The sequence below is a fragment of the Trichocoleus sp. Lan genome, assembly GCF_039961855.1.
Classification (GTDB): domain Bacteria; phylum Cyanobacteriota; class Cyanobacteriia; order Cyanobacteriales; family FACHB-T130; genus FACHB-T130.
The window spans coordinates 145,387-171,205 of the sequence record NZ_JAMPKA010000004.1 but is presented as its reverse complement, the minus strand read 5'-3'; the positions used below and the strand labels follow the sequence as shown (position 1 = coordinate 171,205).

Annotated in this window: 29 protein-coding genes; 12 read left to right on the top strand and 17 right to left on the bottom strand. The window is 47.1% G+C overall.

Going from position 1 to position 25,819, the window contains the following annotated elements; translation table 11 throughout:
* Positions 1 to 210: 210 nt before the first annotated feature.
* Positions 211 to 927, top strand: a complete 717-nt coding sequence (locus NDA03_RS05230) for a Crp/Fnr family transcriptional regulator (protein WP_348237479.1) — start codon at positions 211 to 213, stop codon at positions 925 to 927.
* Positions 928 to 1,029: 102 nt separating this feature from the next.
* On the opposite strand, the gene NDA03_RS05225 is transcribed toward NDA03_RS05230, so the two are convergent.
* Positions 1,030 to 1,218, bottom strand: a complete 189-nt coding sequence (locus NDA03_RS05225; protein WP_190689618.1) for a hypothetical protein — start codon at positions 1,216 to 1,218, stop codon at positions 1,030 to 1,032.
* A 454-nt stretch (positions 1,219 to 1,672) separates the two neighbouring features.
* Between NDA03_RS05225 and NDA03_RS05220 the strand changes: the two genes are divergently transcribed.
* The gene (locus tag NDA03_RS05220) at positions 1,673 to 2,209 is read left to right on the top strand and encodes an HAD-IIIA family hydrolase (RefSeq protein ID WP_348237478.1); all 537 of its coding nucleotides are present in this window, start codon (positions 1,673 to 1,675) and stop codon (positions 2,207 to 2,209) included.
* Between the two features lie 15 nt (positions 2,210 to 2,224).
* Positions 2,225 to 2,470: a hypothetical protein gene (locus NDA03_RS05215; protein ID WP_190429206.1), complete on the top strand. Its 246-nt coding sequence runs from the start codon at positions 2,225 to 2,227 to the stop codon at positions 2,468 to 2,470.
* A 105-nt stretch (positions 2,471 to 2,575) separates the two neighbouring features.
* On the opposite strand, the gene NDA03_RS05210 is transcribed toward NDA03_RS05215, so the two are convergent.
* From NDA03_RS05210 to NDA03_RS05190, 5 genes are all read right to left on the bottom strand, one after another.
* Positions 2,576 to 4,207 carry an NAD(P)/FAD-dependent oxidoreductase gene (locus tag NDA03_RS05210; RefSeq protein ID WP_348237477.1) on the bottom strand — a complete coding sequence of 544 codons (1,632 nt, stop codon included), beginning with the start codon at positions 4,205 to 4,207 and terminating at the stop codon, positions 2,576 to 2,578.
* 287 nt (positions 4,208 to 4,494) lie between these two features.
* Positions 4,495 to 4,965, bottom strand: a complete 471-nt coding sequence (locus NDA03_RS05205; RefSeq protein WP_348237475.1) for a DUF4383 domain-containing protein — start codon at positions 4,963 to 4,965, stop codon at positions 4,495 to 4,497.
* 98 nt (positions 4,966 to 5,063) lie between these two features.
* Positions 5,064 to 5,270 (bottom strand): chlorophyll a/b-binding protein, encoded by a 207-nt coding sequence (locus NDA03_RS05200; protein WP_190413854.1) that lies wholly within the window; start codon positions 5,268 to 5,270, stop codon positions 5,064 to 5,066.
* Positions 5,271 to 5,456: 186 nt separating this feature from the next.
* Positions 5,457 to 5,837 carry a hypothetical protein gene (locus tag NDA03_RS05195; protein ID WP_348237474.1) on the bottom strand — a complete coding sequence of 127 codons (381 nt, stop codon included), beginning with the start codon at positions 5,835 to 5,837 and terminating at the stop codon, positions 5,457 to 5,459.
* Positions 5,838 to 6,220: 383 nt separating this feature from the next.
* Positions 6,221 to 6,460: a hypothetical protein gene (locus tag NDA03_RS05190; RefSeq protein WP_190436200.1), complete on the bottom strand. Its 240-nt coding sequence runs from the start codon at positions 6,458 to 6,460 to the stop codon at positions 6,221 to 6,223.
* A gap of 268 nt (positions 6,461 to 6,728) precedes the next feature.
* Between NDA03_RS05190 and NDA03_RS05185 the strand changes: the two genes are divergently transcribed.
* Entirely contained in the window at positions 6,729 to 7,004 is a 276-nt protein-coding gene (locus tag NDA03_RS05185) for a hypothetical protein (protein ID WP_348237473.1), read from the top strand.
* 47 nt (positions 7,005 to 7,051) lie between these two features.
* Here NDA03_RS05185 and NDA03_RS05180 read toward each other — a convergent pair whose 3' ends face one another.
* Positions 7,052 to 8,014 (bottom strand): aldo/keto reductase, encoded by a 963-nt coding sequence (locus tag NDA03_RS05180; RefSeq protein WP_348237471.1) that lies wholly within the window; start codon positions 8,012 to 8,014, stop codon positions 7,052 to 7,054.
* A 122-nt stretch (positions 8,015 to 8,136) separates the two neighbouring features.
* Positions 8,137 to 8,643 (bottom strand): N-acetyltransferase, encoded by a 507-nt coding sequence (locus NDA03_RS05175; RefSeq protein WP_348237470.1) that lies wholly within the window; start codon positions 8,641 to 8,643, stop codon positions 8,137 to 8,139.
* 121 nt (positions 8,644 to 8,764) lie between these two features.
* On the opposite strand from NDA03_RS05175, the gene NDA03_RS05170 reads away from it, so the two are divergent.
* Complete coding sequence (locus NDA03_RS05170) at positions 8,765 to 9,190, top strand: nuclear transport factor 2 family protein (protein WP_190412126.1); 426 nt, start codon at positions 8,765 to 8,767, stop codon at positions 9,188 to 9,190.
* Positions 9,191 to 9,399: 209 nt separating this feature from the next.
* Here NDA03_RS05170 and NDA03_RS05165 read toward each other — a convergent pair whose 3' ends face one another.
* The 3 genes from NDA03_RS05165 to NDA03_RS05155 all read right to left on the bottom strand — a co-directional run bounded on the left by NDA03_RS05165 (position 9,400) and on the right by NDA03_RS05155 (position 11,660).
* Positions 9,400 to 10,428 carry a chemotaxis protein CheB gene (locus tag NDA03_RS05165; protein WP_339380190.1) on the bottom strand — a complete coding sequence of 343 codons (1,029 nt, stop codon included), beginning with the start codon at positions 10,426 to 10,428 and terminating at the stop codon, positions 9,400 to 9,402.
* A 408-nt stretch (positions 10,429 to 10,836) separates the two neighbouring features.
* The gene (locus NDA03_RS05160; protein WP_190412127.1) at positions 10,837 to 11,034 is read right to left on the bottom strand and encodes a hypothetical protein; all 198 of its coding nucleotides are present in this window, start codon (positions 11,032 to 11,034) and stop codon (positions 10,837 to 10,839) included.
* Between the two features lie 92 nt (positions 11,035 to 11,126).
* Entirely contained in the window at positions 11,127 to 11,660 is a 534-nt protein-coding gene (locus NDA03_RS05155) for a vitamin K epoxide reductase family protein (RefSeq protein WP_190412128.1), read from the bottom strand.
* Positions 11,661 to 12,065: 405 nt separating this feature from the next.
* Between NDA03_RS05155 and NDA03_RS05150 the strand changes: the two genes are divergently transcribed.
* Positions 12,066 to 12,473: a response regulator gene (locus tag NDA03_RS05150; protein WP_190412129.1), complete on the top strand. Its 408-nt coding sequence runs from the start codon at positions 12,066 to 12,068 to the stop codon at positions 12,471 to 12,473.
* Between the two features lie 46 nt (positions 12,474 to 12,519).
* Here the strand turns inward: NDA03_RS05150 and NDA03_RS05145 are convergent, their stop codons facing one another.
* Together NDA03_RS05145 and NDA03_RS05140 are read right to left on the bottom strand one after the other, a co-directional pair.
* The gene (locus NDA03_RS05145; protein WP_348237468.1) at positions 12,520 to 13,746 is read right to left on the bottom strand and encodes a sensor histidine kinase; all 1,227 of its coding nucleotides are present in this window, start codon (positions 13,744 to 13,746) and stop codon (positions 12,520 to 12,522) included.
* A 416-nt stretch (positions 13,747 to 14,162) separates the two neighbouring features.
* Positions 14,163 to 14,360 carry a hypothetical protein gene (locus NDA03_RS05140; protein WP_348237467.1) on the bottom strand — a complete coding sequence of 66 codons (198 nt, stop codon included), beginning with the start codon at positions 14,358 to 14,360 and terminating at the stop codon, positions 14,163 to 14,165.
* A 448-nt stretch (positions 14,361 to 14,808) separates the two neighbouring features.
* Here NDA03_RS05140 and phaA point away from each other — a divergent pair, with 448 nt between their 5' ends.
* The 5 genes from phaA to NDA03_RS05115 all read left to right on the top strand — a co-directional run bounded on the left by phaA (position 14,809) and on the right by NDA03_RS05115 (position 20,553).
* Positions 14,809 to 15,999 (top strand): acetyl-CoA acetyltransferase PhaA, encoded by a 1,191-nt coding sequence (gene phaA / locus NDA03_RS05135; RefSeq protein ID WP_348237466.1) that lies wholly within the window; start codon positions 14,809 to 14,811, stop codon positions 15,997 to 15,999.
* Between the two features lie 487 nt (positions 16,000 to 16,486).
* Positions 16,487 to 17,524 carry a hemerythrin domain-containing protein gene (locus tag NDA03_RS05130; RefSeq protein ID WP_348237465.1) on the top strand — a complete coding sequence of 346 codons (1,038 nt, stop codon included), beginning with the start codon at positions 16,487 to 16,489 and terminating at the stop codon, positions 17,522 to 17,524.
* A gap of 189 nt (positions 17,525 to 17,713) precedes the next feature.
* Positions 17,714 to 18,442, top strand: a complete 729-nt coding sequence (gene phaB, locus NDA03_RS05125; RefSeq protein ID WP_348237464.1) for an acetoacetyl-CoA reductase PhaB — start codon at positions 17,714 to 17,716, stop codon at positions 18,440 to 18,442.
* A 75-nt stretch (positions 18,443 to 18,517) separates the two neighbouring features.
* Complete coding sequence (locus tag NDA03_RS05120; protein WP_348237463.1) at positions 18,518 to 19,372, top strand: alpha/beta fold hydrolase; 855 nt, start codon at positions 18,518 to 18,520, stop codon at positions 19,370 to 19,372.
* Between the two features lie 158 nt (positions 19,373 to 19,530).
* Positions 19,531 to 20,553 (top strand): SDR family oxidoreductase, encoded by a 1,023-nt coding sequence (locus NDA03_RS05115; RefSeq protein ID WP_348237462.1) that lies wholly within the window; start codon positions 19,531 to 19,533, stop codon positions 20,551 to 20,553.
* On the opposite strand, the gene NDA03_RS05110 is transcribed toward NDA03_RS05115, so the two are convergent.
* Both NDA03_RS05110 and NDA03_RS05105 read right to left on the bottom strand, forming a co-directional pair.
* Entirely contained in the window at positions 20,537 to 20,764 is a 228-nt protein-coding gene (locus NDA03_RS05110) for a hypothetical protein (RefSeq protein ID WP_190426079.1), read from the bottom strand. The genes NDA03_RS05115 and NDA03_RS05110 overlap by 17 nt on opposite strands.
* 112 nt (positions 20,765 to 20,876) lie before the next feature.
* Positions 20,877 to 21,365: a DUF6335 family protein gene (locus NDA03_RS05105; RefSeq protein ID WP_190412138.1), complete on the bottom strand. Its 489-nt coding sequence runs from the start codon at positions 21,363 to 21,365 to the stop codon at positions 20,877 to 20,879.
* 508 nt (positions 21,366 to 21,873) lie between these two features.
* On the opposite strand from NDA03_RS05105, the gene NDA03_RS05100 reads away from it, so the two are divergent.
* Positions 21,874 to 22,884: an SDR family oxidoreductase gene (locus NDA03_RS05100; protein ID WP_348237461.1), complete on the top strand. Its 1,011-nt coding sequence runs from the start codon at positions 21,874 to 21,876 to the stop codon at positions 22,882 to 22,884.
* A 96-nt stretch (positions 22,885 to 22,980) separates the two neighbouring features.
* On the opposite strand, the gene NDA03_RS05095 is transcribed toward NDA03_RS05100, so the two are convergent.
* Positions 22,981 to 24,111 carry a CO2 hydration protein gene (locus tag NDA03_RS05095; protein WP_190528613.1) on the bottom strand — a complete coding sequence of 377 codons (1,131 nt, stop codon included), beginning with the start codon at positions 24,109 to 24,111 and terminating at the stop codon, positions 22,981 to 22,983.
* 156 nt (positions 24,112 to 24,267) lie between these two features.
* Entirely contained in the window at positions 24,268 to 25,779 is a 1,512-nt protein-coding gene (locus tag NDA03_RS05090) for an NADH-quinone oxidoreductase subunit M (RefSeq protein ID WP_190412282.1), read from the bottom strand.
* Between the last annotated feature and the right edge of the window lie 40 nt (positions 25,780 to 25,819).

Below are 25,819 nucleotides of genomic sequence, written 5' to 3'. Positions count from 1 at the left end.
CCTCCACACCCCCACCTCTTAGGTCTGTGCCGCCTATACCGCAAGCGGTATAGGCGGCACAGAATTTTAATTCGCTAGCATATATGAGCCAGGTTTTCAGTTCCTGGTCAATTAACACCTCAAGACATTCGGACTAGGGTCTAAATACTTCTCCCGATGCCGTCAGTTGTTTCTTGCAACGGCTCAACCCTAGAACATTCCTAATACCCGATGTCCGAAGCCTCACCCAAGCCAGTCAATCAACTGCTAGCTGCTCTGCCAGATGCTGAGTACCAAGGCCTTGTTCCCAATCTAGAGCACGTCCCGCTCTCTTTTAAACAAGTCCTTTACGAGGTTGGTGAACCAATTAAATACGTCTATTTCCCCGATCGGGCAATCGTTTCTTCCCTCACCACGATGGCAGATGGCTCGATGGTCGAAGTTGCTTTAGTGGGAAATGACGGAGTGGTCGGTCTCCCCGCCGCTTTGGGAGATAACATCGCCACTACAATCGCAATGGTGCAGGTACCAGACTCTGCCATGAGGATGAAGGCAAGCGTGCTGAAAACCGAGTTTCAGCGGGGTGGTTCACTGCAAAGTCTGTTACTGCGCTACATGCAGGCGCTGCACGCCTTCGTTTCCCAAAATGCTGCCTGCAATCGCCTCCATTCTCTGGAGGGGAGACTGGCTCGTTGGCTGCTGCTCGTCTGTGACCGTGTAGAGTCAAAGGAGTTGCCCATGACTCATGAATTTATGAGCCAGATGCTGGGTGTACGACGTGCGGGTGTCACGGAGGTGGCTAACGCTCTTCAACAGGCAGAACTGATTCGCTACACTCGTGGCAAAGTTACCATCCTGAATCGGGAAGAATTGGAAGCGGTTTCGTGTGAGTGTTATCAAATCATCCAGGGCGAGTACGCTAGGTTGCTAGGCACTAAGAACGGTTGAGAGTTGTTGTTAGAGGAAGAAGCGATCGCTTCTCTCTAGCTGCTCTCGCAGCTCAATATTGATGAAAGTTGATGAAAGCCGTTGTCTGGCAACCTGTCTAGGCTAGATGAGCTTACTGGTGTTAGACACTGACACCGCCAGTACCGCTAACCCTACAGCTCCCAGTACAGCGATCGCATCCCACCTTGCGGTTAGATGAGTTTCCAGCCCAGTGGAGTAACTGTTCGCCCGTGAGTTCTTGGTGACATCTCCTGCACCAACCTGAGTACAGGTATGGTGTAGGCTTCGCAACCAATCCGGCTATTGCTTTCACTAAATCGTTCCCTTGCTCAAAAGATTTAGCTAATCAACATCAGTTCTGTTCGCTTTACGGGCGATCGGGTTGCTGTCAATATCATCCTCAGCGGAATCAACCAGTACGAATTGCAGTTCGCGCCGCACATCTTCCGTTAACTCAAGTTAACGCTATAGCAAATTATCGATTTCTAACTTTATCTTTAGGATGATTTATCCAAGGATTTATAGATAAGTTATAGAGAACCAAATGTGAGAATTATCACGTTTTATAAAAAATAGTTTCCCTCGCCTTTGTATTTTGAGTAACACATTAATTTAATATTTCACTTATTTGGAAGATAGGTTGATATGGCGATCGCTCTTACTCAGTGCATACCATTAGCTAGAGGATAAAAAATGAATCGCAGCTTAAGATGTCGAATAACACAGGGAATTTCATCAAGGAACGATGGGCTTATTACTAATAGACATGGATGGCACGCTCCGCGAACCACTCAGCGGACACCAATACTTCCAACATCCCAAAGATCAACGCATTATTGAAGGTGCTGATATTGCCATTCGCGCCCACAAAGATGATTGGATTATTGTTGGCATCACCAACCAAGGTGGAGTTGCCGCAGGTCATAAGTCTATGCAACGGTGCATCCAGGAACAGCAATACACGCTTGAGTTATTCCCTGAGTTGAGAGAAATTTACTTTTGCCCAGACTTTGAGGGTAAAAAATGTTTCCGCGTCACTCATCACAATGTTCATAACCACAGCCAAACCAAGTGGTCTGGACAGTACCGCAAACCGCAATCGGGTATGTTGCAGCTAGCAATGGTCAGACACAAACATACTCCGCAAAATTCGCTCTATGTAGGAGATCGCCCCGAAGACGAACAAGCTGCCCAACGAATAGGTGTACCCTTTCAATGGGCATGGGACTGGATCGCACAACATCAACAAGCGATCGCTCCCAACCTGACAGAAGCACGGTAACAAGAGAGGATAGTCATGGAACGAGAGATTACAGATAGCGACGGCATTACCTGGACGTGCATTCAAGCCTATTCTGGGCTTGACAACAACGCAGAAAACCGGGATGCGGCGCAGGTTAAAGGGCAGGAGGATACCTACTGGGTCGTTTGTACGCCCAGTGGTGGCGCGAAGTCGGTGCGGCTCAAACTTCAGGGTGAATGGGAAAAATCCTACTCTGACGAGATGTTGCTCGATGAAATTCAAGCACAGCAGGAGGTATGATCGCAGCAAAATTCGCTGTATGTAAGCGATCGCCCGAAAGATGAACAAGCTGCCCAACGAGTAGGTGTACCCTTTCAATGGGCATGGGACTGGACCTGTGCAACATCAAACTCTAGTCTTAAGTATTCTCTTGGCAGCATCGATACCTGATAAAGCAGCACCTTCCATAAAACCTTGCCACTCGTAAAAAGAGTTAGCGTGTTCGCCAGCAAAGTAAATATTTTTAAACGGTTTACCTTCATTACCTGCAATTGTTGTGAAATAACCGGGGTGATTGCAGGTGTAACTGCCCTGGAATAGGGGGTTAGAAGGCCAGTGTTCTAGATGCACTAAAAAATTATTGCCGTTGCGTGTGGCTGCCTTTAAAGTGCCAGGAAAAACGCGGTTAAGGTCGTTGAGAAAAGCCCCTGCTTCCTGCTGAACTTGATTAGGATTAATGTTTTTGCCTCGATTTCCACCAGAGTAGTCGGTCAGCACTGCTCTATTATTAGTTGAATTTTGTGGGTTTGTTTCCCAAGTGTTTTGATGATTTGATAAATCTGAATAGGATGAGCCGTCACTGCCAAGAGCAACCCAAGGGCGACTATTAAAGCCAACCATCATCTTAGCGTTGGTTCCATAGCGCAAATTATTAATCGCAAATAGTTTCTCGGCAGGCAGTTGAAGACCTTTTAAATCAACTTGGCGCAAAGTTGAGAAGGGAATCGCAAAGACAACTGCATCATATTTGGCAGATGAGGCATCATTAAATGTTAATTCTACTTTGCCTGCACTATCAAAGCGGACTCCTACTAACTGCTTGTTATAGTTAATTTGTCCTTGCAGTCGGCTACGCAGACCTTCAACAATTTGCTGGTTGCCGTTAATGACGTGATAGCGCTCATCGCTGAAGACACCAAAGGGTGTAAACTTCGATCGCTTGTCGGCGTGAATGAAAAAGAGAAAACTGAGGCTGCTTTGCTGGTCAATCTCTAAACCGTACTCGGCAATATAAGCAGCTTTGATAACACCTTTGATTAGGTTTCCGGCATTACGGCTATCTAGATAGTCTCGCAGACTGAGCAAGTCGAGCTTTTTGTCAGCATCAGTATAATTGTCGGCGGTGGGCTGTGCAGATAGCGATCGCAAGTCGGTACGCATAGCGGCAACAAAATTGCGGAATTCATCCACAACTGCTGACTCTGAATAGCGCTGACCGTTGAAATAGTAAAAAACTTCTCCTGGTTGTTTTGATAAATCTTCTGTCTTGAGGTTAAACTCCCGCACGTATCCCAGCATTGTCTTGTGCAAGTTGTCAATCAACTCGCCGCCTCTTTCCACAACCTGACCGGGAAAATTAACACTCCCAGCAAAATCGCCTCCCAGAGAATAACAGCGACCGCCACTTCTATTGCTTGCTTCAAATACGGTAGCGTTAATCCCGTTTTTCTTCAGTTCGTACCCGCAAGCAAGTCCGGCTAAACCAGCCCCCACAATTCCAACTTTTACATCTGCTTGTACAGGAGCTGCGAGGGTACGGTGAAGCAATCCTGAGCCTACTCCTATTGTCGCGCCGATCGCACTCAGCTTGCCCATATCAGTAAGAAATTCGCGCCGATTCGTGCGCCGTACCGCCATCAATGCCTCTAGAGATGCAATTCGCTCAATTCCCTCGTTGGTGGAGATATTTTGCTCTTGGCAATAGCGAGCAATGCGGATAGCACGTGCTAAGTTGTCGAAGAGTGGGGAACGACTCATGATAGCTTTTTCTCCTCACGCAGAGATTAATTAACGTCCTGTGCAACTTTATACTCAGAACCCTCGTTGTTATCGGGGGCTTTCTTAAAGTTACACGTTGCGCGATCGTCAGTTGAGTGATTCAAGGACGTAAAGCTATCTCTTGCATTGATACTGAAACGAGCGCAAAAAAAGTAGTCCCACAAGGACTACTTTTGCATTACAGAATCAGAGCCAAGGAGGGCAGATGAAATAATTTTCGGCCGTAAGCCTTAGAACACTGTCTCTACTTCGAGAAGGTATTCTGGTTATGCGCTAGGTTGAGCATTCGATGAACTTGGCATAGCGATTTCTGCTGACTTCACAAATCCGAAGTAGAAAGCGATCGCAGCAGTTAGAGCATTGAGCCAGATATTATTTCCAAAAAGTGGTGTAAGCCCAAACAGCGTATTTGCAAAGGGCAGCAATCCTAAAATAGCACCTGCTGCATAAAGGATAGCGAAGATGCGATTGAACACAATTGCTCCGCTTAAGCTAGTAAATGCCGCAATTCCCCAAACACCCACTAAAACGCCAATTGCATTATGAAAATAGTTGGTGGGGAATACTCCGAATATATAGCCAAAGCCGGGTTCGGAGGTAAAGGTCTCAGAAGGAGTAACAAAACCAGGCATAAATCCAGCTAAGCCAAGTGACAAGAAAAGGAGACCTAGGATTAGAGCAGCGTAACGAATTGAGGAAACTGAAGATGTTGATGTTTGCGATGTTGATGTTTGCATGGCAGTATTTTGGTTTTTTAAAATTTTTGGTGTGGGCTAAACAAGTGTTTTGCTGCTGTTGGAGAAATACAGACAGCTTCTAACTGACCATTCAACTTCTAGCGAACGAGGTGGAGTACATCCCGAAGAACGCTATAACCAGCCATATCCCAAAGAAGATAGGCAACAAAACCCAGCATTGCTAGGCGACCGTTCCATAGCTCTTGCTGTGGGTTCCAGCCAAAAATCCAGGCATTGCGATCGGAACCGTTATAAGCGGGAGCGACCGTAGGGGTTTTAGCAGTATTGATGGTTGAGTTCTTCATAGTGAATCGTTCTCAATGACGTTGTTTTGATTTCATGCTATCGAGTAGATTTGCTAGTATTGTCTACCGTTAGGATTGCATTCTACCTATATCTAAAGATTCGATTTGTAACGTTCAACTGTTAATATCGGCACAAGAAAAAGCATCCTTATTTACCGATAAAATTGGGAAGAAAAGCCCGAACTTTTATTCCGGATGATTGACTTCAGGATCGAGCGGAAGTTGAATTGGGTCAGTATCGGGTAGCGTTCCTTGAGCATCGCTACCAGGTACGTCGGGATTGTTGTGAAGATTAACGCGACCTTTTTCCGACTGCTCGCCATCTGCCGCATAAGAGCCTGCAATCGTTGCAGCTCCAGCAGTTTTGGCATCGCCTGTGGTCCTGGTTGTGGATGAGAAATTAGAAGCAATGGGATGAGCGATCGTTTCTCCCTCTGGGTTTGTGCTGACTCCTGCTGCAATGTTTGCATCTAAAACAGCACTTCCACCTGCATCGGAGAATGCAAAAACTTGAGCCTGTTGAGATGCGCCAACTTCTTGATTTGGCTCACGTGCTTGATTCGGCATGGATGCATTACTCTTTTCTAATTTCTCGGTGAATCTCTTAGAACAATTACTGTGGTATCAACCTCTCCCCTTCCACTAGCTTCACTCGCGATCGCCATCAGCCACAACTAGGGCGAAATACACAAGCCAGAAGCAGCATTTCAGAGAGAGCAACTAGCACTTCAGTTCGTTGTATAGAGCGGCGAAACTCAACAGACAAACCTTGAGTTGGGTTTCTTCCCTCAACCCAACCTACAAAGTTAGCTGAGATCGCATACGTGTTTGGTTTTGCGATCGCTAAATCTAGCTCTCAACCCAGAATCCTTGGAGCAGCGGGATAGAACCGAGCCGAGCAGTTCATTTTCATCAAAGACTTGCCTAATTTTCAGGAATCTTTAATCTTTTTAACGAGAATCAGTTCCTTGATTCGGAGCGCCTACCACCTTAGGAGAAGCTCCTGGAGCTTCAGGTTCCGCACCGGGACTGGTTTCAGAATCGGCTTGTTGACTCGTCATACGATATCTCTCATCAAGCGGAGTGTCCCCCTCTTCTGTGGTTGGTACAGTTGTTTCGCTTCCAGGATTATCTTGAGGGTCATATTTAACCTCATCTTGCCGATTGTCTTGAGGATTTTCTATTGTCATAAACTGCACCTTATAAATCGGGCTATTCTACTAGGATATTCTTTAGTTTCTTAAAGGTTTTCTATCTCCGGTTAGGACTGCCTCTATGACTAATTTAATAGGAGATATTACTGGGTAATTAGCCAAAAAGTATGATAAAGCACAATTAGAGTTCACATTTGCTATTGATTTGAGCGAGAAGCAAGACTTGCCATCAAGCAAATTGTGATTCTTCTAGGAAGGTGTGTAAAATAGCTGCTTTGATGAAAGTCGATCTAAAAGCTATCATTTGCAATGGACGGTTGTAGAGATTGTCATCGATCCTCAAGCGTTGCGATTACAACTGTTTACCCCATTTCGCCGACGTTGGGTACACCTACCCCTGTCCGATGTTCTTCGTATCGAACTGTTCGATGAGAGGTATGTGGTGCTATTGCGCTATCAACACGAGCGGTTGTGTATCATCCGTACCCGTTATCAAGACTATATGATTGGCTCCAGATTACGGCTCGTTGAACAGGAGTGGCTAGTCACACAATTGTCTGCATTACTGAAACAGATGTAGGGTTGCGATCTTGAGAAATAGCAATAAACTTGCGATCGCGTCTTCGATCACGTTGGCATCAATTGCTGAATCCGCTGTGGTTCCTCTCCCAGCCAATCTAGATGCTGGGCAGTGCTGTCGAAAATTGATGAGGTTTTGAATGGCTCAAACTCGCCGCGTGATGCCGCTTGTGCTGTTTTTGCTAAGAGCGATCGCACCTGCTCGTCATTCATTGGCTGGAATGTCCGCACCGCCTCAAACGCCTGATCGAGAATCTCCATGCTGTCAATTCCCGTAATCACAACCGATGTCGGCAGATTCAATGCATAGTGCAGACACTCAATTGGCGTTACCGTATTTGACCGTAACAGAATCCCGTTTGCCATGCTTTTCATCCCCAGAATGCCAATGTCCTGTTTAACCAGTTCTGGCACAACTAGCTTCGCAAAGCTTCGGTAGTGTGCATCCATCACATTCAGCGGCAACTGAGCCGCATCAAATTTAAACCCGTTACTGGCTGCAACTTCCAGCATATGCAGATGAATCTGGGGGTCTTTGTGCCCGGTGAAGCCAATATATCGGACTTTGCCAGCTTCCCTCGCCTCTATCAAAGCGGCATTTGCCCCTTCTGGGTCGAAAACTCGATGCGGGTCCTCGAAGCGAAGGATTTCGTGGTGTTGGACGAGATCGATGCAATCAACTTGCAGACGTTCCAGTGATTCGTCTAGCTGTCTTGCAGCTTCTTTCTTGGAGCGACCGTCAATTTTCGTCATCAGGAATACTTTGTCTCGGTAGCCATCGCGCAACGCTTTCCCCATGCGAATCTCGCTGACTCCGCCGTTGTAATCCCAACTGTTATCCATAAAAGTGATGCCACGATCGATCGCAGCGCGAACAATCCGGATACCCAGTTGCTCATCAACGTTCTTCAATCCGATGTGCCAGCCACCGAGTCCGATCGCAGAAACGCGCTCTCCTGTACTGCCGAGAGTTCGGTATAGCATTTCTGAGTTTGGCGTACTTTCTGACATGTGTTCTCCTTATCTGCCAGCTATTGCTTAAGTGCATATAGCTATGAGCAAATTCAAACGCAAGGAAAAGTTCGCAACATCTTGCTAGAGGCACACGAGAGCTGGATCTTGTAATAGCGGTGTTAGCCCTGTACGCTAAATGACTTATGGAATGAGACAACTCCACTGGGTATCCGTGCGCCGAATGAAATCGCTTGAAAGTATTCAGGTGGAACATCGGGTAGAACAAGATTTGGCTGGCTCTTGAAACCAAAACGGTTGTAGTATTTTGGTTCGCCAAGCAATACACATCCACCTGCACCAAGCTCCCGTAGAGTAGTCAACGCCTGCTTCATAAGCTGTGACCCGATTCCAATGCCTTGATGTTCCGGAGCGACAGAGATCGGACCGAGTCCATACCAATCCTGACTCCCATCGGAAATGGAAACCGGGGACACAGCAACATGACCAACGATTTGTCCATTCACCTCGGCAACGAGAGAAACTGTCAAGTTCCCTGAGTTACGCAAGGCATCAACAATAAACTGCTCAGTGTGGCTAGTATGGGGGGCATTGAGAAATGCGGCAGTTGTCAATGCTTTGATGTCCGCCACATCAGAAGTAACTTCTTTTCTGATTGTTAGATTCATTACGGAGGATTACTTGATTGATTGTGTTGCAAAATTCATAAGCGATCGCGGAAGCTAGCTGTTAGGGTTTGCATGGGTGCGTGGCATTCAGTTTCTAATCTCACTCTTAGGAGGGGCAGCCATGTCTTCTATCGAGGACAACAAAATAATTGCTCGGCGCTGGTTTGAACTCATCAACGAACACAAGATTGAGGATATCTGCGAGATGACTGCCCCGACTTGGAGGATGCATGGTGGTCCGCCAGAGCTTATCCCTGGACCGGACGGGGTTCGCGAACTCTTTCGGACAATGGGGCCTATCGAGCAGAAATGGACGATTGAAGACGTAATTGCTGAGGGTGACAAAGTTGCCGTGCGTGCGATCAACACCTGTGTCCAAGACAGTTTCCTTGGTATACCCGGTCGCGGTCAGCCTCAGACATTCATGGCTACGTTCATTCATTGGATTGCTGACGGCAAGATACTTGAAACTTGGCGAAACGCTGACGATCTCGGACGGATTCTTCAGCTTGGGGCACGGATTGAGCCGGGAACGTCTGAGCAGTAGCCTGAGCAGTAGCCGTGGAGGTAGACTTGATAGTTCAAAAGGTGCCTAGCGTATTTTTCAGTACTGCGATCGCGGGCGGTAGCCTGAAGGATGGCGGTTCAAAAGTTATTTGCCTGATTCAATATCTTCAGTGAATTGTAGATAGGGCGGTGATTTAATCGTGTCGATTTTTGGCAAACTTGGGCGATTTGTAAGCTTTTGGTTGGTCGCTACTCATACCCATCCAGGTTAATTATCTTCTCCTGACTTAGCGTTTCGTGGCTCATCACCGCCTGCCTAACTAGGCTAGCTCGCCTATTTGCTTGTTCGGATTTTTGCAAAAAGCGTTCCGCCATCTCACTATCGTTCGTTTCGCCCAGATGTTTAGCCATGTGGCTCATTAACATTTCGCTCTCCTCGATCCCGCGAAGTGTTTTCCAAAGTGAGGCTTCAATAGACTCCGTTACTTCTACAAGCAGAGAATTTAGGGAATAGGCATGTCCTGTATGGCAACGGAACCGGATAATGTTGCCTTCTTTCAGTTGCAGAAGCATCCCGTGGCACTCTGGACAGGTATAGGGAGAGAGCTTCCCAAGCTTCATGATGCCGCTCTCAAAAGCATTGTCTTCCCGCGCTACTTTGACTTCAATGTCCATCTGCTCAGACACCAGATGTCCTCCTTTCTTCTCGACGGCTTCGTTTGTCATCTCAATCAATAAAGCGCCCATTTCTGCGACGGGGACGCACCAATCAACCTCTACCGCTTTCATCGCTTGGATAGGCATGGAGGCGTGAAGTGCATCAAAAGGGTCTTGGACAATCGCTTTCCCGCCTTGCTCCTTCACTGCGTACAGCCCAGATGCCCCATCATCAAGCATTCCAGTAAGAACCACCCCGATCGCTTGATTTCCATAGCTCCGAGCGGCGGAGCGGAATAAGACGTCAATCGAGGGACGAAAGCGATTTTCTTTCGGTCCCTTCGTGACTCGGACATACCCCGATTCGACAAGCAGATGGTGATCGGGGGGAGCAACATAAACCCGTCCCGGTTTGATTGCCTCTTTGTCAATTGCATGGGCGACTGGCAGCGAGCAAACCCGATCCAGAATTTGGGGCAAAACACTTGGATACGCTGGGGCAATATGCCAAACAATAAAAATAGCACCCGGAAAATTGGAGGGGAGTTGAGCAAGGAGCTTTTTCAGGGCTTCCATCCCTCCCGCCGATGCTCCAATGACGACGATCTCAGGCTTTATCACTTATCTTCCTTGACTAAAAGCGATTACCTTGCGGAATTCATGATTTTTAGCGAGAGTAGAACGCATCTACTCACTCAAGTCCAGTCGTTTATGAATGGTAAAAATAGTAAGTGGTATCCTCTTGTGACTGCTAACAGCAAAAACTTATAGGCTGCTTGCGCTTGTTCGTTTCTTCCAGCTTATCGAAACTCGCCTTTGTCTAGCAGGGGAAAAATGGTCGCTAAGAGCAACTGTCTGATTGTTGGTCAATCTAGGCAAAATTCTCTTCTCAGGAGGAGAAGACAAAACTAAGCCTGTAATGCTCTTTCTATCAGCATTACAGGCTTAACAAATCGTATCCACTGCTGATTTAACGCCTTAAATCAGCGATCGCTCAACCACCATCTGATGAAATCTCCTCAATTCCGGTCAAAGTTTAGTGACGGGTTTAAGATTTGCCAGACCCCTATGAAATAGGGCATCCTGTACAATTATTTCTGGCAAAACATCCTTGAACATTTGCACCGTCTGCTGAATCCGCTCGAAATCTTCGGGATTGTCTAAGCGATCGCGTAGCGTCTCCGAAAGAGAATCGCGCACTTCTCGCTCACCAATCGCAACAACCAACTTATTTATCCCTTACCGATCATTCATGTAGGGGCATACTGCCATGCCCCTAAGCAAGGAATTGAGGGTGCTTCGCGCTTTCCTGGTATCGTTTACTGTGCGTCGTCTGCGGTGTTCTTGTCGCCCTGTCCCAGCAAGGCGCGAGTAGCGGCAATCACTTCAGGCGCTGCCAGCACTAGAGACGTTAACGAGCAAACCGTCGCCACCTGGCAGTACTCGCAAAAGGCTTTGTTCTCGCTCCACTCTTCACGAGCTAGCTCAAGATTAGTCACCACGTCAATCAGGATCTTGATACCCATTGCAATGGGTAAGAGCGGGTTGCGTCTAGCGCGATCGAGACCACCCGCAGCCGCCAACCAGGCGGTGATGGCGTAAGTAAGCACCATTATCGGGCCATCGGGTGAGTTAAATCGGCTGTAAGCATAGTTAGATGCGTCAACGCGGTCTGCATCGAAAAGCGTTTGTCCGGGAGGATCGGGTAGGTGGCTAATAATCCCGGTCTGATATAGGCTAACAAGCTGTCCCATCGAACCCCCTAGCATAGACAAGCCGATAATCGCTCGGCGACGGCTCATGTGAGGGTTTTGTCCTTTCCGCAGTTCCTGACTTAGTTGTTGTGGCTCCATGAAGCGCAATCCTCAATAACGTATGCGTTGACGGTCGCATCGGCTTGCACGGAGTTTTCAACCGACGAATAGAATACGCAGTCTGCATCCAATTCGGCAGCAATCGCGCCCAATGCTGCCGATGCTGATACTCGAATAAATTGCTTACCATTTTCACGAATCGGTTTGATGCCTACCTCTGACGCTGGAGGTAGTTATAAAATGTTACAATTCATATTTTTTTGTATTCAAGATTACAAATTGGCTTAATATTTAGATTCTTTTTTCTTCTCACGATTTTCCGTTGGTTTAAGTGAAACTCCCCTTAGGTAAGAGGTTAGCTAGTAAGCAAATAACTATTATTTAAAAGATTGGAAAATTTAAAAGCTTTTATAAGCATCTTTCCCCAAATGGAGGGTCGATTTTATGGTATCGTCTCAATCTCAAGCTAAACGCATTTTATTGGTAGATGATCTAGAGGATAATGTATCCCTCCTAGAGGAGATTTTGGCGGAAGAAGGGTATGAGATTGATAGCGCTAGAAATGGTAAGTCAGCGTTAGCCAAGATAGAAGCATCGCCACCGGATTTAGTGTTGATGGATGCCATGATGCCAGGAATGGATGGTTATGAAGTAACTCGGCGGATTCGGGAAAATCCGCAACTCCCTTTTATTCCGATTCTGATGATTACGGCAAGTGAGAGTGCTAATATCCCTCAAGGATTAGAGTTAGGAGCGAATGACTTCATTCGGAAGCCGATTGATTTTGAGGAGTTAATGGCAAGAATTAAAGCCTCTTTGCGATTGAAAAGTATCGTTAATCCTGCTCAATAATTTCAAGAATTATACAGTTAAAAGAAAAACCAGATAAAACCAAAATTCAAGAAATTGATTCTAGGGTTTTCACTTCTAGGGGCAAGATGACGGTGAAGGTGGAGCCAAGGCCAACCTGGGATACCAGCTCGATTTTGCCTTGCATTAGGTTTACCAGTTGGGCGACAATTGCCAAACCTAAGCCAGTGCTATCGGGCATGCGATCGCGAGTTCCAGCTTGAAAGAAAGGGTCAAAAACCCGCGCCTGGTCTTCAGGAGCAATGCCAATACCAGTGTCGCTCACTGCAATAGACCAGCGGTTATCAGATAACATCTGACACGTTAATTGGACACTTCCTGTCTCTGTGTAGCGAATTGCGTTGCTTAAAAGATTCGTGACAATTTGCTGCAATCGCAAGGCGTCTGTCAGCACTTTTTCAGGAGCGCGTGCAGCAGAACTATCGGCACTAGCCGAATCACAATTAACCACCATTTGTAGCTCTTTGGCTGCTGCCAAAGGCTCCAACATTTCAACTACATTGTTGATTAAAGAGCGTACATCTATTAGTTCTGGGTGCAGTTCTATCTTCCCTGCTGAATACCGGGAAATTTCCAGGGTATCGTTGATCAGGCGCAGTAAGTGCCTGCTATTGCGTAGCACGCGCTCAATGTGTTCCAGATTCGGGAAATTGTCTTGAACTTCAACATTCTTTCGTGAAGAGCGTAACATCAGCTCCGAGTAGCCAATAATCGAATTCAGAGGATTTTTCAGTTCGTGGGCTAGTTGAGAGAGATTATCCTGATTCGCTTTTACCAAGCGAGTGAGTTCTTGATTGGTTAACTCTACCTGACTTTGCACCTGCTGTAGTTCTTGCAATCGCTCCTCTACATAACTTTTGAAGCATTGGGCGATCGCTTCGTCGATGGTCGCGTCAATTGCATTGTAGGTTCGCATCACTTCCGGAACCGTACCCTCTAGTAAATCTGCCTCTAAAGTGGAAAAGATCGTCTGGCGCAGTAGACGATACTCTCGCGCAATTTCAGTGGTAGCGAAACCTTGTTCAGCCCGCAGAACACCATGATGCAAACTGTTCTGGACGATGGACTGAATATCGTTTTCTTGGGAGCGGGAAAGTACAGTTGCCATCGCTTTTAGCACATCAGGAATATGATTCCGGATCGCCGATCTGGGTAAATCGTCAGTGCTGGAAATCTGCCTATCCAAGCGGACTGCTTCAACCCAGTTTTTGGCGATCGCGTCTATTTTTCCAACAAGCAATTGGCTAAAATCCATGATGGCAAGAGGCGTGAGGAGGAATCGGTCAAAACCTTCTTGGCATCATTCTACATTGAGCGATCGCGCAGTTTACTTGTCGGGTAACTGGACTTTAGGAAATCTTTCTAAAGTTCAGCTTCGCCTTTTGTATTCAAAAGTACAAGCTTGCTTAACATTATGTCCTTTCTGTAGGTAGAGGATTAAATAAATTAGCAGGTTTATTTTGGTTTGTGGCTTGTTTACTAGATTGAAAGCTTTGATGATAAGAAGCGAATATAAAAATTTTTTCCAAAACTGTTTTATAGTAAAAAAAGCTCCCAAGAAATACCTTGGCGAGCTTTATTAATCCTTAGAGGATGTTTGTAAAGTAAATTGTTTTACAAACAAACTCTAAAAAACTGAAACCACTCGTATCTCAAAAACAACTCTAATAGTCACTCAGATTTTTGGCTCTGTGTACTCCGGATCGTATTAAAATATCCCTCCCACAATTGCTTCTGAGTTTCGATTGACAGACGAGCCAACAAAGCCTGAAATTGCAGAGAACTTGCCAGCACTTCTTCCTGAAATTTCAAAGTTTTCTCGAAATTCTCCCGGTAATTGGGTATATTGAAACCTTGCATAGTCGGCATGGTAGAAGTCCAGCTCTTGAGAATACCACTCTGCAACTCGCTTAACTGTCTGGTAAACTGCTCAAAATTATTCGCCCAATCTATTAGTGTTACTCCTGTTACTTTCTTATGGAATACCGATGGCTTGTCCACTATTTTAATCAAATAATAATTGGTGATTAGCTCTAATGGATGATTTATAAATAAACTAAATTTTTTAAGTTAATTGTAAATATAATTTACAAAAAAGCGTCTCTTGAATTTCGGCGTTACGGTCTTGGGAAAAATCCCTTTGTCGCAGAATAGGGGTTAATTTATCTGCGGGAAGCTATCACAATTGCTGGCTTGATTTCGACTTTATTGTAGATGGTGAAACCTTCCTGAAACTAATGAAAGTAGCCTCAAGAAATATCCCGCCTTAAGTTAGTAAAGTTACAAGACCTGACATTGTAAAAAATAATGAGGATGTATGCAAGAAGCCTATATTGTCTCGGCAGTACGGACACCGCTCGGTCGGTTCGGAGGTGCGTTAGCGGGTTTTTCCCCAGTAGAATTAGGTGCCCACGTCATGCAAGCAGCGTTGGATCGGGCAGAAGTTTCGGGGGAAGCTTTAGACCTATATATCTTTGGTAATGTACTCAGGGCGGGACACGGGCAGTCTTTGCCCCGTCAGGCAGCTTTCAAAACCGGGATTCCCCAGACGGTGAACGGGTATGCAGTGGATATGGTGTGTTCGTCGGGAATGATGAGCGTGATGAACGCCGCCACAGCTATCCGCTCTGGCGAAGCGGAAATCGTACTTGCTGGCGGCATGGAATCCATGTCCCAGGCAGGGTTTTTCCTATCGCATCGAGCTAGATGGGGGTATAAAACGCTACTGGGTGCGCCAGAGCAACTCAGGGATATTTTACTTGAGGACGGTCTTACCGATTCCACGACCACCGAAACGATGGGAGAGCAAGCTGAGCGGCTGGCGGAAGCTTACCAAGTGACGCGGCAGGATTTGGACGAAGTAGCGCTATATTCACAAGCTAGGGCAGCGATCGCAACCGAGAACGGCTGGTTCAACAAGGAGATCGCACCAATAAAAATAGAGGGCAAAAAAGGTTTGCAACTCGTGGACAAAGATGAGGGAATTCGCCCCGAAACCACCTTGCAGAGCCTTGCCAAGCTAAAACCTGCTTTTCGGGAAGATGGGGTGTTCACGGCTGGAAACAGCAGTCAGATATCCGATGGAGCCGCAGGTTTAGTTTTGGCAAGTAAAACGGCGGTGGAACGCTATAAACTCAAACCTATAGCTCGCATCCTTGGGGGAGCGTCGATAGGCGGAGAAACTTGGCGCTTCCCGGAAGTTCCGATTTTGGCAGTCAACAAGCTTTTAGACAAGCTCAAGATGAGAATCTACGACTTTGACTTGTTCGAGAACAACGAGGCTTTTGCTTTAAGCAGCGTGTTGTTCAACCGAAAGCTGGGCATTCCTTACGAGAAGCTGAATGTCTATGGAGGAGCGATCGCGCTGGGGCATCCCATCGGTGCGTCGGGGGCGCGAATTATCGTCACGCTGCTCAACGCCTTACAGGAGCGAAATGGACAGATGGGACTGGCATCGGTGTGTCATGGAACTGGTGGCGGAACTGCGATCGCAATTGAGCGGCTTTGATAATTGACGCTTCCAAGGCATTTTGAGGATGTTTGAATTATCTATGTGACGCTGAAATCTTGGAGATCCCCCCTAAACAAGAGGGGAAAATCTTCAAAGTCCTCCTTTTTAAGGAGGATTTAGGAGGATCTCTAACCCATAGCGTTTGAAAAAGCACTTTTCAAACATCCTCTTACAACGTAAAGCCGTAGAATTCTTGGATCTGTAATCCAACTCAGCTTTTCGTGGACTAAACCAAAACATCTAACCTGGGCTAGGTGGAAGAGAACTGGATTAACGACAAAATCAAGATATTCAATGTTTTTTTCGCTTGAAATAACCCATTTCCAGAACTAAGGTAATGGTGTTCGTTCGGGTTCTCAAAGCAAGGGGTGAACAACGCCTCTAAAAGCTCTGTGAGTAATATTTGGGTAACTTGTATTGAGCTACATTATCTCTGCGATGAAGCGGGTATCAATCAGATTATTTTCCTACAGGATAACAAAGCATGGTTACAACAATAGACGATACAAAGCGGATGGCGATTGGCGAAAGATTGGCAGACCTGAGAGCCTTTCAAAGTTTAATCATTTCTAACGATCAAAAACTCATTGATGCCTGCCCTTATGAAGATGTTCGCGAACGTCTCCAAAATATGCTTTCGGATGACCAGAAAAATCTGGGCATTATAGACACTGTAATCGTTCAATACGGCATTCAATCCGAACCTAGTGCTGCAACCAAGATATTTATTCCGCAGTTTGAGCAGATGATGTCCGGCGATGAGTTTACTTATTATCAGAAACTCATTCACCACGAACTGATGAAGCATGGTCAAGCCATGAGTGGAATCATGATCCACAAAGCCGCTCAGGTAGTAGGGGCGGATATTGAAGTGGCAATTGGGCCTCTCAATACTGTCAACTTCGAGGGTCGCGCTCACCAAGAACAGCTCAAGGGGATGCTCGAACAGGTGGGAGTCCGCGAAATGACGGGTCAAGACGCGCATCAGGGACTCTGGGCAAGGGTGCAAGATGCAGTTGCTGCCCTATCAGGTGTAGCTGGCAGTGTGGTTACGCAAAACACTGACAAGCAAGATATGAATATCCAGACCCTTATCCGGCTGGATCACGAGAAAGTGAATACAATTTTCACTGAAGTTGGAGCGACAAAAGATCCTCAAAAGCTCCAAGAGTATTTCGGGCAAATCTACAAAGATTTATTAGCACACGCTCAAGCAGAAGAAGAAGTCGTGTACCCGAAAGTACGCTCGTTCTACGGCGATGACAACACTCAAGAGCTTTACGACGAGCAAGCGCAAATGAAGCAGATGCTCGATGAGATTAAGGCGATTGACCCCACTAATGCCGACGAGTTCAGATCGAAAATTAAAGACTTGATGGATGTGGTTGGCGACCACATTCGCCAAGAGGAATTTACGATGTTCACGGCGATTGACAAAAATTGCAGCGCTGAGCAGAAAGAGCAAATGGCTACTGAATTTAAAGCTGCCAAGAGCAAGATTCAGCAAGAAATGTCAGCCTAATTGCAATAATTTACGGCTCTTATAGCAGTCCTAAATGATTCGTGAAGGCGAGATCCCCGACTTCTCAAAGAAGTCGGGGATCTGAACCGCTAGCTCACAACATTCATAAGCATTTGTTGGGTTTCACTGTGGCTCAACTACAGGCGAAGACACTGGAATCAGTAATAGAAATAGGGGTGAAAGTGGCTCATGGTGTCTTTGGGACTGGAAGATAAAGTCATCTTGGTAACGGGCGGTAGTAGAGGGATAGGAGCCGCTATCGTCAGTTTGCTGGAGGAGCTGGGAGCTAAAGTAGCTTACACCCACCGCAGTATTAGCTCTATTAATGGTCAGCATGGAGCGATCGCAATTCAAGCTGATGTAACCGACAAGGCAGCGATGGAAGCAGTAGCAGAACAGGTTGAACAGAAACTAGGGTCGATTTATGGGATTGTGGCGAATGCTGGGATTACCCAAGACAACTTTTTTCCCAAACTGACGACCCAAGACTGGGATACCGTAATTGACACTAACTTGAAAGGAGTTTACAACACCTTGATGCCCGTTATCCCCAAGATGTACGAGCGGAAAGAAGGCTCTGTGGTTTGCATTAGCTCGATTTCGGGTGAGCGGGGAAACATCGGTCAAACGAACTACGCCGCAACCAAGGCGGCTGTGATTGGTTTAACCAAGTCCCTCGCTTTAGAGGCGGCTCGTTATGGGGTACGAGTCAACGCTGTATCACCGGGATTTATTGAGACTGATATGGTTAAGTCGGTGCCAGATAAGGTGAAAGAGCGCATTGTGTCCGAGATTCCGCTTCGTCGCTTCGGTAAACCGGAGGAAGTTGCTTGGGCAGTTGCATTCCTGCTTTCACCGAGCGCAAGCAGCTACGTCACTGGCGAAGTTGTGAGAGTCAACGGCGCTCATCACACTTAAGGGCGATAGCGATCGCATTCGGTTGAATGCTCATTCAACACTAATAACTATTCATAATTTACATTGGAGCCAAGCGTGAAAACCAAAGTTAAAGAGCGGCGAATCAATGTAAGCGGTTTAAGTATTCGCTACTTTAAAGCAGGTGATGATGGTCTACCGTTAGTGCTGCTACATGGAGATAGTGCCAGCGCTCTTGATTGGTCTTGGGTGCTTCCCAAACTGGGAGCTACCTATCGTGTCTATGCACCGGACTTTCCCGGTTTCGGTGATAGTGCCAAACCATCTCTTGAGTATACGCCAGAGTTTCTTAAGCAGTTCTTGGTCGATTTTCTTGATGCGCTTGGAATTGAGCGGGCGGTGCTGGTTGGCAACTCCCTAGGCGGTCAAGTTGCATTACGCTTTGCCCTATCCCGTCCGGAACAAGTCGCAGCTTTGGTGCTGGTAGATAGTTCCGGGCTTGGTTACGCAGTTAGCCCGTTACTGTCCCAGTTAACTTTACCTGGGTATGGGGATGTAGCGATCATTGGGTGCCAAACGCCTCTTGGTGCTAAGATGCGGTCTTGGTTACGGGCGACACTGTTTTTCGCCCACCCCGCGCAGGCTCCCGCGGTGTGGATAGCAGAGCAAGAGCGAATGTCTCAGATGCCCGGTTTTCTTCAAGCTACTCTGACCTCGCTGCGCGCCCAGCTTAATGTATTTGGACAGCATCAAGTGTTTCTCGACTCTCTAGGGCAGCTACCGATGCCGACTCTTGTCGTCTGGGGGACTGAAGATTTGGTTCTTCCAAAAGAGCAAGCTCACGACGCGGTTAGCCGCCTAAAGCAAGGACACCTCGCCTTAATCCCCGACTGCGGTCACTTACCCCATGTCGAACGCCCAGAAATTTTCAGTGCTGAGTTGAGCCAGTTTCTCGCTGGAGTTGGTGCTTAGACAACTGTCAACCCTGCGGCTGATGTAGGCACGCTGGCTCTGGCTTATTTATTGGGTAGAAGTTGAACTCGTAGATTTCAATTAAATCAAGCATTTCTAGATTGACTTCACCTCCAGGGGTGAAGAATTTTTAATGAGAACTTTAAGGAGTAGCATTGATGCAACTGAAGCCAATCAATCAGCAGGTCGTTGCAGTCGTGGGAGCGAGCAGCGGCATCGGGCGGGAAACAGCCCTCCAGTTTGCCAAGAAAGGCGCAAAGGTCGTTGTTTCATCTCGCAGTGAATCGAAGCTAGCGTCCTTGGTGGAAGAGATTCAGGGCTTTGGTGGTGAGGCAACTGCTATCGTCGCTGATGTGACGGTATTCGAGCAGGTGAAAGCGATCGCAGACCGTACTGTAGAGGTGTACGGGCGACTCGATACCTGGGTGCATTGCCCCGCGATTGCCGTTTATGCCGCCTTCGATAAGACAAAACCAGAAGAGTTCAAGCGCGTCATTGATGTCGGGCTAATCGGGCAAGCATACGGTGCGATGGCGGCGATACCCCATCTCAAGCGTGAGGGGCGAGGGGCGCTGATCCATCTCTCTTCCGTCTTGGGCAGGCGCAGTCTCCCGCTTCAGAGTTCCTACTGCACGGCAAAGCACGGTATGGAGGGATTTATTGAATCCCTGCGCGTCGAACTGCAACATGAGAAAATCCCCATCAGCGTCACGAGTGTCAAACCCGCTGCCGTCAACACACCTCTGTACAACAATGCACTCACCCGGTTAGGTGTGAAGCCAGCTAGCCTCCCGCCTTTCTACGAACCGAGTTTAGTGGCTGACGCGGTTCTCTACGTTGCCGAACATCCCACTCGTGACTTCCTCGTTGGGGATGCGGCGAGAACGATAGATTTCCTGCAACGGCTTTCGCCTGGACTGGTAGATGCCATATTGCAGCGAGTTGCCTTCAAACTCCAGCGCACCGACGAGCCAAAATCAGACGATGCGCCAAACAATCTTTACGAGCCTGTCCCAACCCATGACCGGGTTAAGGGAGATTTTAGCAACTTAGCGATACCGAGCCTTACCGACTGGGTGGATAAAAATCCCGCTTTCAAGTGGGGCGCGATCGCAAGTGTTGTTGTACTCGGAGCGATCGCCCTGCGAACCCTGCCAACAGAAGTCACTCTCCCTCACTAGCTGCTGTTGAGCGTTCGGCATCTTCAGTCTCTTCCTGGTAGTCCGTTGCTTCTGCTTCTTCCGACAGTGGCGAAATAATTAGCGGGTTGCTTGCCGAATCGCCTAAATTAACATAGGCATCTGGAGCTGGCATCGATGGTGTATCTGGTGTATCAATGTTTCCAGTGATTTCTAGGTCTATTGGTTTGGTGTCGGGATCTGGGGTTGCCATAAACTGCTCTTAGTTAGGATTAATCTAGATTGATAATTTTTTTCTGGGAGTTCCCTGATTGCAAGGGTTTACTGGAATCTCACTGAAAATGCGATCGCGCTCCACACAATACTCAATGCTCCGGATAATCTTCCGCAGACATGGGGTCTAACTCCCATCGACCAGCGTCCCGTGACTCCAAAATATCGTTTGTCTGAAGAGATACGCCGTCGTCATAATCAAGCCCAACAGCAACTCCGAGTTCGTCAACAACATTCTGATCGGGAGTCGCAACAGTTCCCCCTACTGCTTCGTCACCAACCGCTTCCGCCTGATCCCAACGGGCATCGATATCTCCTCCGGTTAGTTCTGGGCCAGCCGATGTGTACTGCTCCATGCGATCGCGCATGGTTCGCCCACCAATTTCTAGTCCTGGCTCTTGGGCAACACCCGTTCCCAAGGATTCAGTAATTGCCTGGGGTAAATCTGAAATAATTGGTTCGCCAGTATCTTCTACGGGGATATCTGAAACTAGGTCAGTATCTTCAATGGGTATATCTGAAAGATTTCCTTGTTTGCGTGTATTGCCTTCGTTGTCTGCTTTCCTAGTTTTATCAGCCATAATGCTTTATGTGAATCCTGCGAATACCTATAAATGCAACATATCTAAAGATGAGACTAGCAAAATCCACAAATAGGATGAAAATTTATTATTCCTGCAAATAAAAAACTTTGTTCATCGTGAATTTAAAGCTCTATGTATCTACGGGCACTTCGTAGCTTAATGCTAAACCATGCTTTGGGTAGAAGTTGAGTGAAGGCATAGTAATTATTCTGCTTAGAAGCACATAAATTTGTCTGAATAGTTATCAGTAGATTGAGCAAGCGCTCGCGGCTTACAATATGCCCCTTTTAACTGATGAGGAATCAGGCAAGATCCTAATTTTTGATTTTTACAATATCCAGAGCGCTTTTAACTCTGCTTAAGTACAATGTTTGTTTCTCTATTGCTTAGTATGATGTAATTATTGAAAAGTTAATTTTGTAGATTCCAATTAGACCAAACGTTCTAGAAAAACTTTACCTTTAAGGTGAATTTTTTGGCATAAAAACTTTAAGGAGTAGCATTAATGCAACTAAAACCAATCAATCAGCAGGTTGTTGCCGTCGTTGGGGCGAGCAGCGGCATCGGGCGCGAGACAGCCCTTCAGTTCGCCAAGAAAGGGGCAAAGTTAGTTGTCTCAGCTCGTAGTGAGTCGAAGCTAGCATCCTTGATGGACGAGATTCGTAGCCTTGGTGGTGAAGCAACGGCTGTGGTAGCTGATGTGTCAGAATTCGAGCAGGTGAAGGCGATCGCAGATCGTACCGTAGAGGTATACGGGCGGCTCGATACCTGGGTACACCTCCCTGCCGTGGGCATCTTTGCCACATTCGACAACACCACACCAGAAGAGTTTAAGCGCGTTATTGATGTTAGCTTGATGGGGCAGGTATACGGTGCAATGGCGGCGCTACCCCATCTCAAGCGAGAGAGACAGGGGGCGCTAATCCACATCTCTTCAATGGAGGGCTTGCGAAGTCTCCCTTACCAAAGTGCATACTCCGCAGCAAAGCATGGGATCGAAGGATTCCTAGAAGCGATGCGCGTTGAGCTGCAACATGAGGGTATTCCCATCAGCGTGACGAGTGTGAAACCAGCGGTGATCAATACACCCTTCTGGAACAATGGTCTCACCAAGCTAGGCGTGAAGCCGTCAGGGATACCGCCCTACTATGACCCCAGGCTGGTCGCTGACGCGATCCTCTACGTCGCTGAACATCCAACTCGTGACTTCTTGGTTGGGGATGCTGCTAGAGCGCTAGATGCGCTACAGCGGCTATCGCCGGAACTGGTGGATTCTTTGTTGCTGCTCGTTGGCTTCCAAGCTCAACGCACCAACGAGCCGAAGTCCCCAAGCGATCGGAACAACCTTTATGAGCCTGTTCCCGGCGATACTAGAGTTGATGGAGATTTTAGCAATCTGGTGATACCGAGCGTTTCTGACTGGTTGGCTAAAAATCCTGCTCTCCAGTTGGGCGCGATCGCTAGTACCGTTGCCTTAGCTTTGCTCGCGACACAAGTTTTCAAAAACGAAGAGTGAATTGAGTGCTGTGTCGATCGTGTTTTAAATATCTGTAAGGGCATGAAACTACCATGCCCCTACTTCTCAAATCAACATTAACCAGTAATCGACTCTTTAACCATTCACGTCATTTAAGCGCGAGGTGATAAACCGATCCATCCATTTCGCTAAATAAGCTTGATTCGCTGCTTGCTCAGAGGGATCGGTGGTGTCAATGGGGTGGGGTGCAAGTCCCAAAATTGCAGCAGTCGTCACGCAAAACATCGACTTTTGGAAACTGATGCAAATTTGCACCCGCAAATCATCTTCTCCCCGAAGGCTGCGACGGTATAACTCGTATAAATATTCGGGTATAAAATGACGCATATCTTGCATCAGTTGCGTCGGTGGAATTCCAGCACCGCCAACCGGCAGTGGATCGGCATAGAGAGCGCCGTATTCAAATCTACTTTGATCGGGAGAAATTTGCTGAGCCTGGGCATTATAGGAAACCGTTCCTAAGAAAGGCGTCCCTCTAAAGAAAATCGTTTCCACATAGGGCACAGCGACATCAGGTAAAAAGGTTAACCCGGCTGATTTGGGAATGATGTCATAAACCTTGTCTTGAATTTTTACTGAGTAAGTAATTGGCGAAGCCGCCGCTGCGACCAAACCCGCCAGGATATGTTCTACCACATCAGGGATTGATTTGATTTCTCCTCGGTCATAGCGGTCAGATAAGGTGAGAAACATTTCGCTCATCACCTCCCAGAATTGACCGAGAGCGCTGTAATAAACTTGCTGACGGACTTGTTCGAGCAAAAACTCTGGAAACAGTTTGTCCAGACCTCTAATGGGCAAGTTTGTTTTAATTTTGGCTTCGATTGCGGTTCTCGCGTGCTGGTAAAACTCCGGTGAATCTAAGTAAGCATCCATACTACCGCCACCGTGCCATAGCATCACCTTCATCACGTACTCAGCGTACTCATAATTAATCCGGTCGTGCCACCAATGGCGCAGCAACTTCTTAAAAGTAATCTCGCCATTGAAGTATTTAAAGAAGGGAAACAGCACTAAGAATTGATGGTCGGCAATGTAGAGGAGATTTTTATAATAAGCATCCAGGACGATTCCATAGCTTTTGAGAATGCCGACAACTTCTAATACATTCTCTGGCGTATCCTCAAGTAAAGCTTTTCCAGATTGCAGCCGGTTAATATACGCGGCTAGAGGGTGATTTGAGAATTTTAAAGCGGTGCTTGGCATGAGACTTATTCGTAACCGTAAAATGTGTATGAAAAAATTAAAAGAGGAAATATTTTCAGAACTGCCTGCTGATTGACTCCCCCGACTCCTTCCCTAAGAGGGGAGAGGAGTCATTTTCCCGCTTCCCTGGTCGGGAAGAAGGTTGGGGTATTCGGTCTATTCGGTTTTGATATCCACCGATTTAGCAATCGGAGAAACTTCCGCGACCATACTCGATCGGTTGAGCATGGCTGTCATCGTGGATTCACTCCAACGCACCATCCAGTTAGGCTGTATTCCCAGGATGACAATCAGAACTGCTAAAAGCATCGCCGGGTAGCGATCGCTCCACTGGACGGGTGGCAAATTCATAGCTTTTTCAGACAGGCGTCCGAAAAAGGCGCGGTTAACCAAAAGCAAAAAGTACACGGCGGTTAAACCTGTTCCCACCAGACACAGGAGGGTTTGAACCGGAAACACGGGGAAACTGCCCCGGAATACCAAAAATTCTGAAATAAAACCTACCATGCCGGGAATCCCGGAACTTGCCATGACCCCGACTATCATCAAGCTACCAATTAGGGGCAAGCCGCGCTCTGGATTGAGCAAACCCTTGAGAGTTTCTATATCGCGGGTGCCTGTCTTGTTGTAAACGACACCTACCACCAGAAACAGGAGCGATGAAATTAAGCCGTGGGCAATCATTTGGAAGACGGCTCCCATCAGGCTTAGGGGGGTGGCGGCGGCGGCGGCTAATAGGATGTAACTCATGTGAGCAATGGAGCTATAAGCCACCATTTTTTTCATATCTTTTTGAGCGATCGCATTGAATGCACCATACAACGCGCTCACGACCGCCCAAGTCGCTAACCAAGGTGCTACAACCGCCCACGCTTCAGGGAACAAACCCAATCCAAACCGCAGTAACCCATAGGTTCCTAACTTCAACAACACACCAGCCAACAGGACGGAAACGGGCGTTGAGGCTTCTACGTGAGCATCCGGCAACCAGGTGTGGAAGGGAACTAAAGGAATTTTGATGCCAAAGCCTACCAAAATTCCTGCCAACAGCAGAAATTGTGTTCCCAAGGGTAGGGACAGGGCATACAATTTTTCAAATTCAAACGTTGAGGCACCACTGAGTAGCACTAACCCAAAGAAAGATGCCAAAATTAGAATTCCAGAGACTGCCGTATAAATAAGAAACTTTGTGGCTGCGTAGCCTCGCCGTTGTCCTCCCCAGATAGCAATCAACAGATACAGCGGAATCAGTTCTACCTCATAAAAGAGGAAAAACAACAGCAAATCCTGCGCTAAAAAGGCACCAGAGACAGCCCCATTCAACAATAAAATTAGAGCGTAATAGAACCGAGGTCTCTGAATAGAGTCATTCGTGCTGTAAAGCGCTATTCCTGTTAAAAGACTATTTAAAACGAGCAAAGGCAAAGACAAGCCATCCACACCGAGATGGTAGGTCAATCCTAAGGTGTCAATCCAAGGGATAAACTCAGAAAACTGTAACAGTCCCTCTGTATATTGAAACTGGCTCACTAGGAAAATAGACCAGATAAAGACACCACTAATAACAGCCAGAGCCACTTTCCGGGGGACTTGCGGGTTCATGGTTCCGGGCAGAAACCCGATTATCGCAGCGCCTATTACCGGCAACCAAATCAAAGCACTGAGCATACTAGGGAACGGGTAATTTTTAATGGGTAGTTGGTAGTTG

Excerpts from the sequence above, each read along its gene's own strand:
- NDA03_RS05230 (WP_348237479.1), top strand. The coding sequence starts at position 211 with ATGTCCGAAGCCTCACCCAAGCCAGTCAATCAACTGCTAGCTGCTCTG.
- NDA03_RS05220 (WP_348237478.1), top strand. The coding sequence starts at position 1,673 with ATGGGCTTATTACTAATAGACATGGATGGCACGCTCCGCGAACCACTC.
- NDA03_RS05215 (WP_190429206.1), top strand. The coding sequence starts at position 2,225 with ATGGAACGAGAGATTACAGATAGCGACGGCATTACCTGGACGTGCATT.
- NDA03_RS05210 (WP_348237477.1), bottom strand. The coding sequence starts at position 4,207 with ATGAGTCGTTCCCCACTCTTCGACAACTTAGCACGTGCTATCCGCATT.
- NDA03_RS05205 (WP_348237475.1), bottom strand. The coding sequence starts at position 4,965 with ATGCAAACATCAACATCGCAAACATCAACATCTTCAGTTTCCTCAATT.
- NDA03_RS05200 (WP_190413854.1), bottom strand. The coding sequence starts at position 5,270 with ATGAAGAACTCAACCATCAATACTGCTAAAACCCCTACGGTCGCTCCC.
- NDA03_RS05195 (WP_348237474.1), bottom strand. The coding sequence starts at position 5,837 with ATGCCGAATCAAGCACGTGAGCCAAATCAAGAAGTTGGCGCATCTCAA.
- NDA03_RS05190 (WP_190436200.1), bottom strand. The coding sequence starts at position 6,460 with ATGACAATAGAAAATCCTCAAGACAATCGGCAAGATGAGGTTAAATAT.
- NDA03_RS05180 (WP_348237471.1), bottom strand. The coding sequence starts at position 8,014 with ATGTCAGAAAGTACGCCAAACTCAGAAATGCTATACCGAACTCTCGGC.
- NDA03_RS05175 (WP_348237470.1), bottom strand. The coding sequence starts at position 8,643 with ATGAATCTAACAATCAGAAAAGAAGTTACTTCTGATGTGGCGGACATC.
- NDA03_RS05170 (WP_190412126.1), top strand. The coding sequence starts at position 8,765 with ATGTCTTCTATCGAGGACAACAAAATAATTGCTCGGCGCTGGTTTGAA.
- NDA03_RS05155 (WP_190412128.1), bottom strand. The coding sequence starts at position 11,660 with ATGGAGCCACAACAACTAAGTCAGGAACTGCGGAAAGGACAAAACCCT.
- NDA03_RS05150 (WP_190412129.1), top strand. The coding sequence starts at position 12,066 with ATGGTATCGTCTCAATCTCAAGCTAAACGCATTTTATTGGTAGATGAT.
- NDA03_RS05145 (WP_348237468.1), bottom strand. The coding sequence starts at position 13,746 with ATGGATTTTAGCCAATTGCTTGTTGGAAAAATAGACGCGATCGCCAAA.
- NDA03_RS05140 (WP_348237467.1), bottom strand. The coding sequence starts at position 14,360 with ATGCCGACTATGCAAGGTTTCAATATACCCAATTACCGGGAGAATTTC.
- phaA (WP_348237466.1), top strand. The coding sequence starts at position 14,809 with ATGCAAGAAGCCTATATTGTCTCGGCAGTACGGACACCGCTCGGTCGG.
- NDA03_RS05130 (WP_348237465.1), top strand. The coding sequence starts at position 16,487 with ATGGTTACAACAATAGACGATACAAAGCGGATGGCGATTGGCGAAAGA.
- phaB (WP_348237464.1), top strand. The coding sequence starts at position 17,714 with ATGGTGTCTTTGGGACTGGAAGATAAAGTCATCTTGGTAACGGGCGGT.
- NDA03_RS05115 (WP_348237462.1), top strand. The coding sequence starts at position 19,531 with ATGCAACTGAAGCCAATCAATCAGCAGGTCGTTGCAGTCGTGGGAGCG.
- NDA03_RS05110 (WP_190426079.1), bottom strand. The coding sequence starts at position 20,764 with ATGGCAACCCCAGATCCCGACACCAAACCAATAGACCTAGAAATCACT.
- NDA03_RS05105 (WP_190412138.1), bottom strand. The coding sequence starts at position 21,365 with ATGGCTGATAAAACTAGGAAAGCAGACAACGAAGGCAATACACGCAAA.
- NDA03_RS05100 (WP_348237461.1), top strand. The coding sequence starts at position 21,874 with ATGCAACTAAAACCAATCAATCAGCAGGTTGTTGCCGTCGTTGGGGCG.
- NDA03_RS05095 (WP_190528613.1), bottom strand. The coding sequence starts at position 24,111 with ATGCCAAGCACCGCTTTAAAATTCTCAAATCACCCTCTAGCCGCGTAT.
- NDA03_RS05090 (WP_190412282.1), bottom strand. The coding sequence starts at position 25,779 with ATGCTCAGTGCTTTGATTTGGTTGCCGGTAATAGGCGCTGCGATAATC.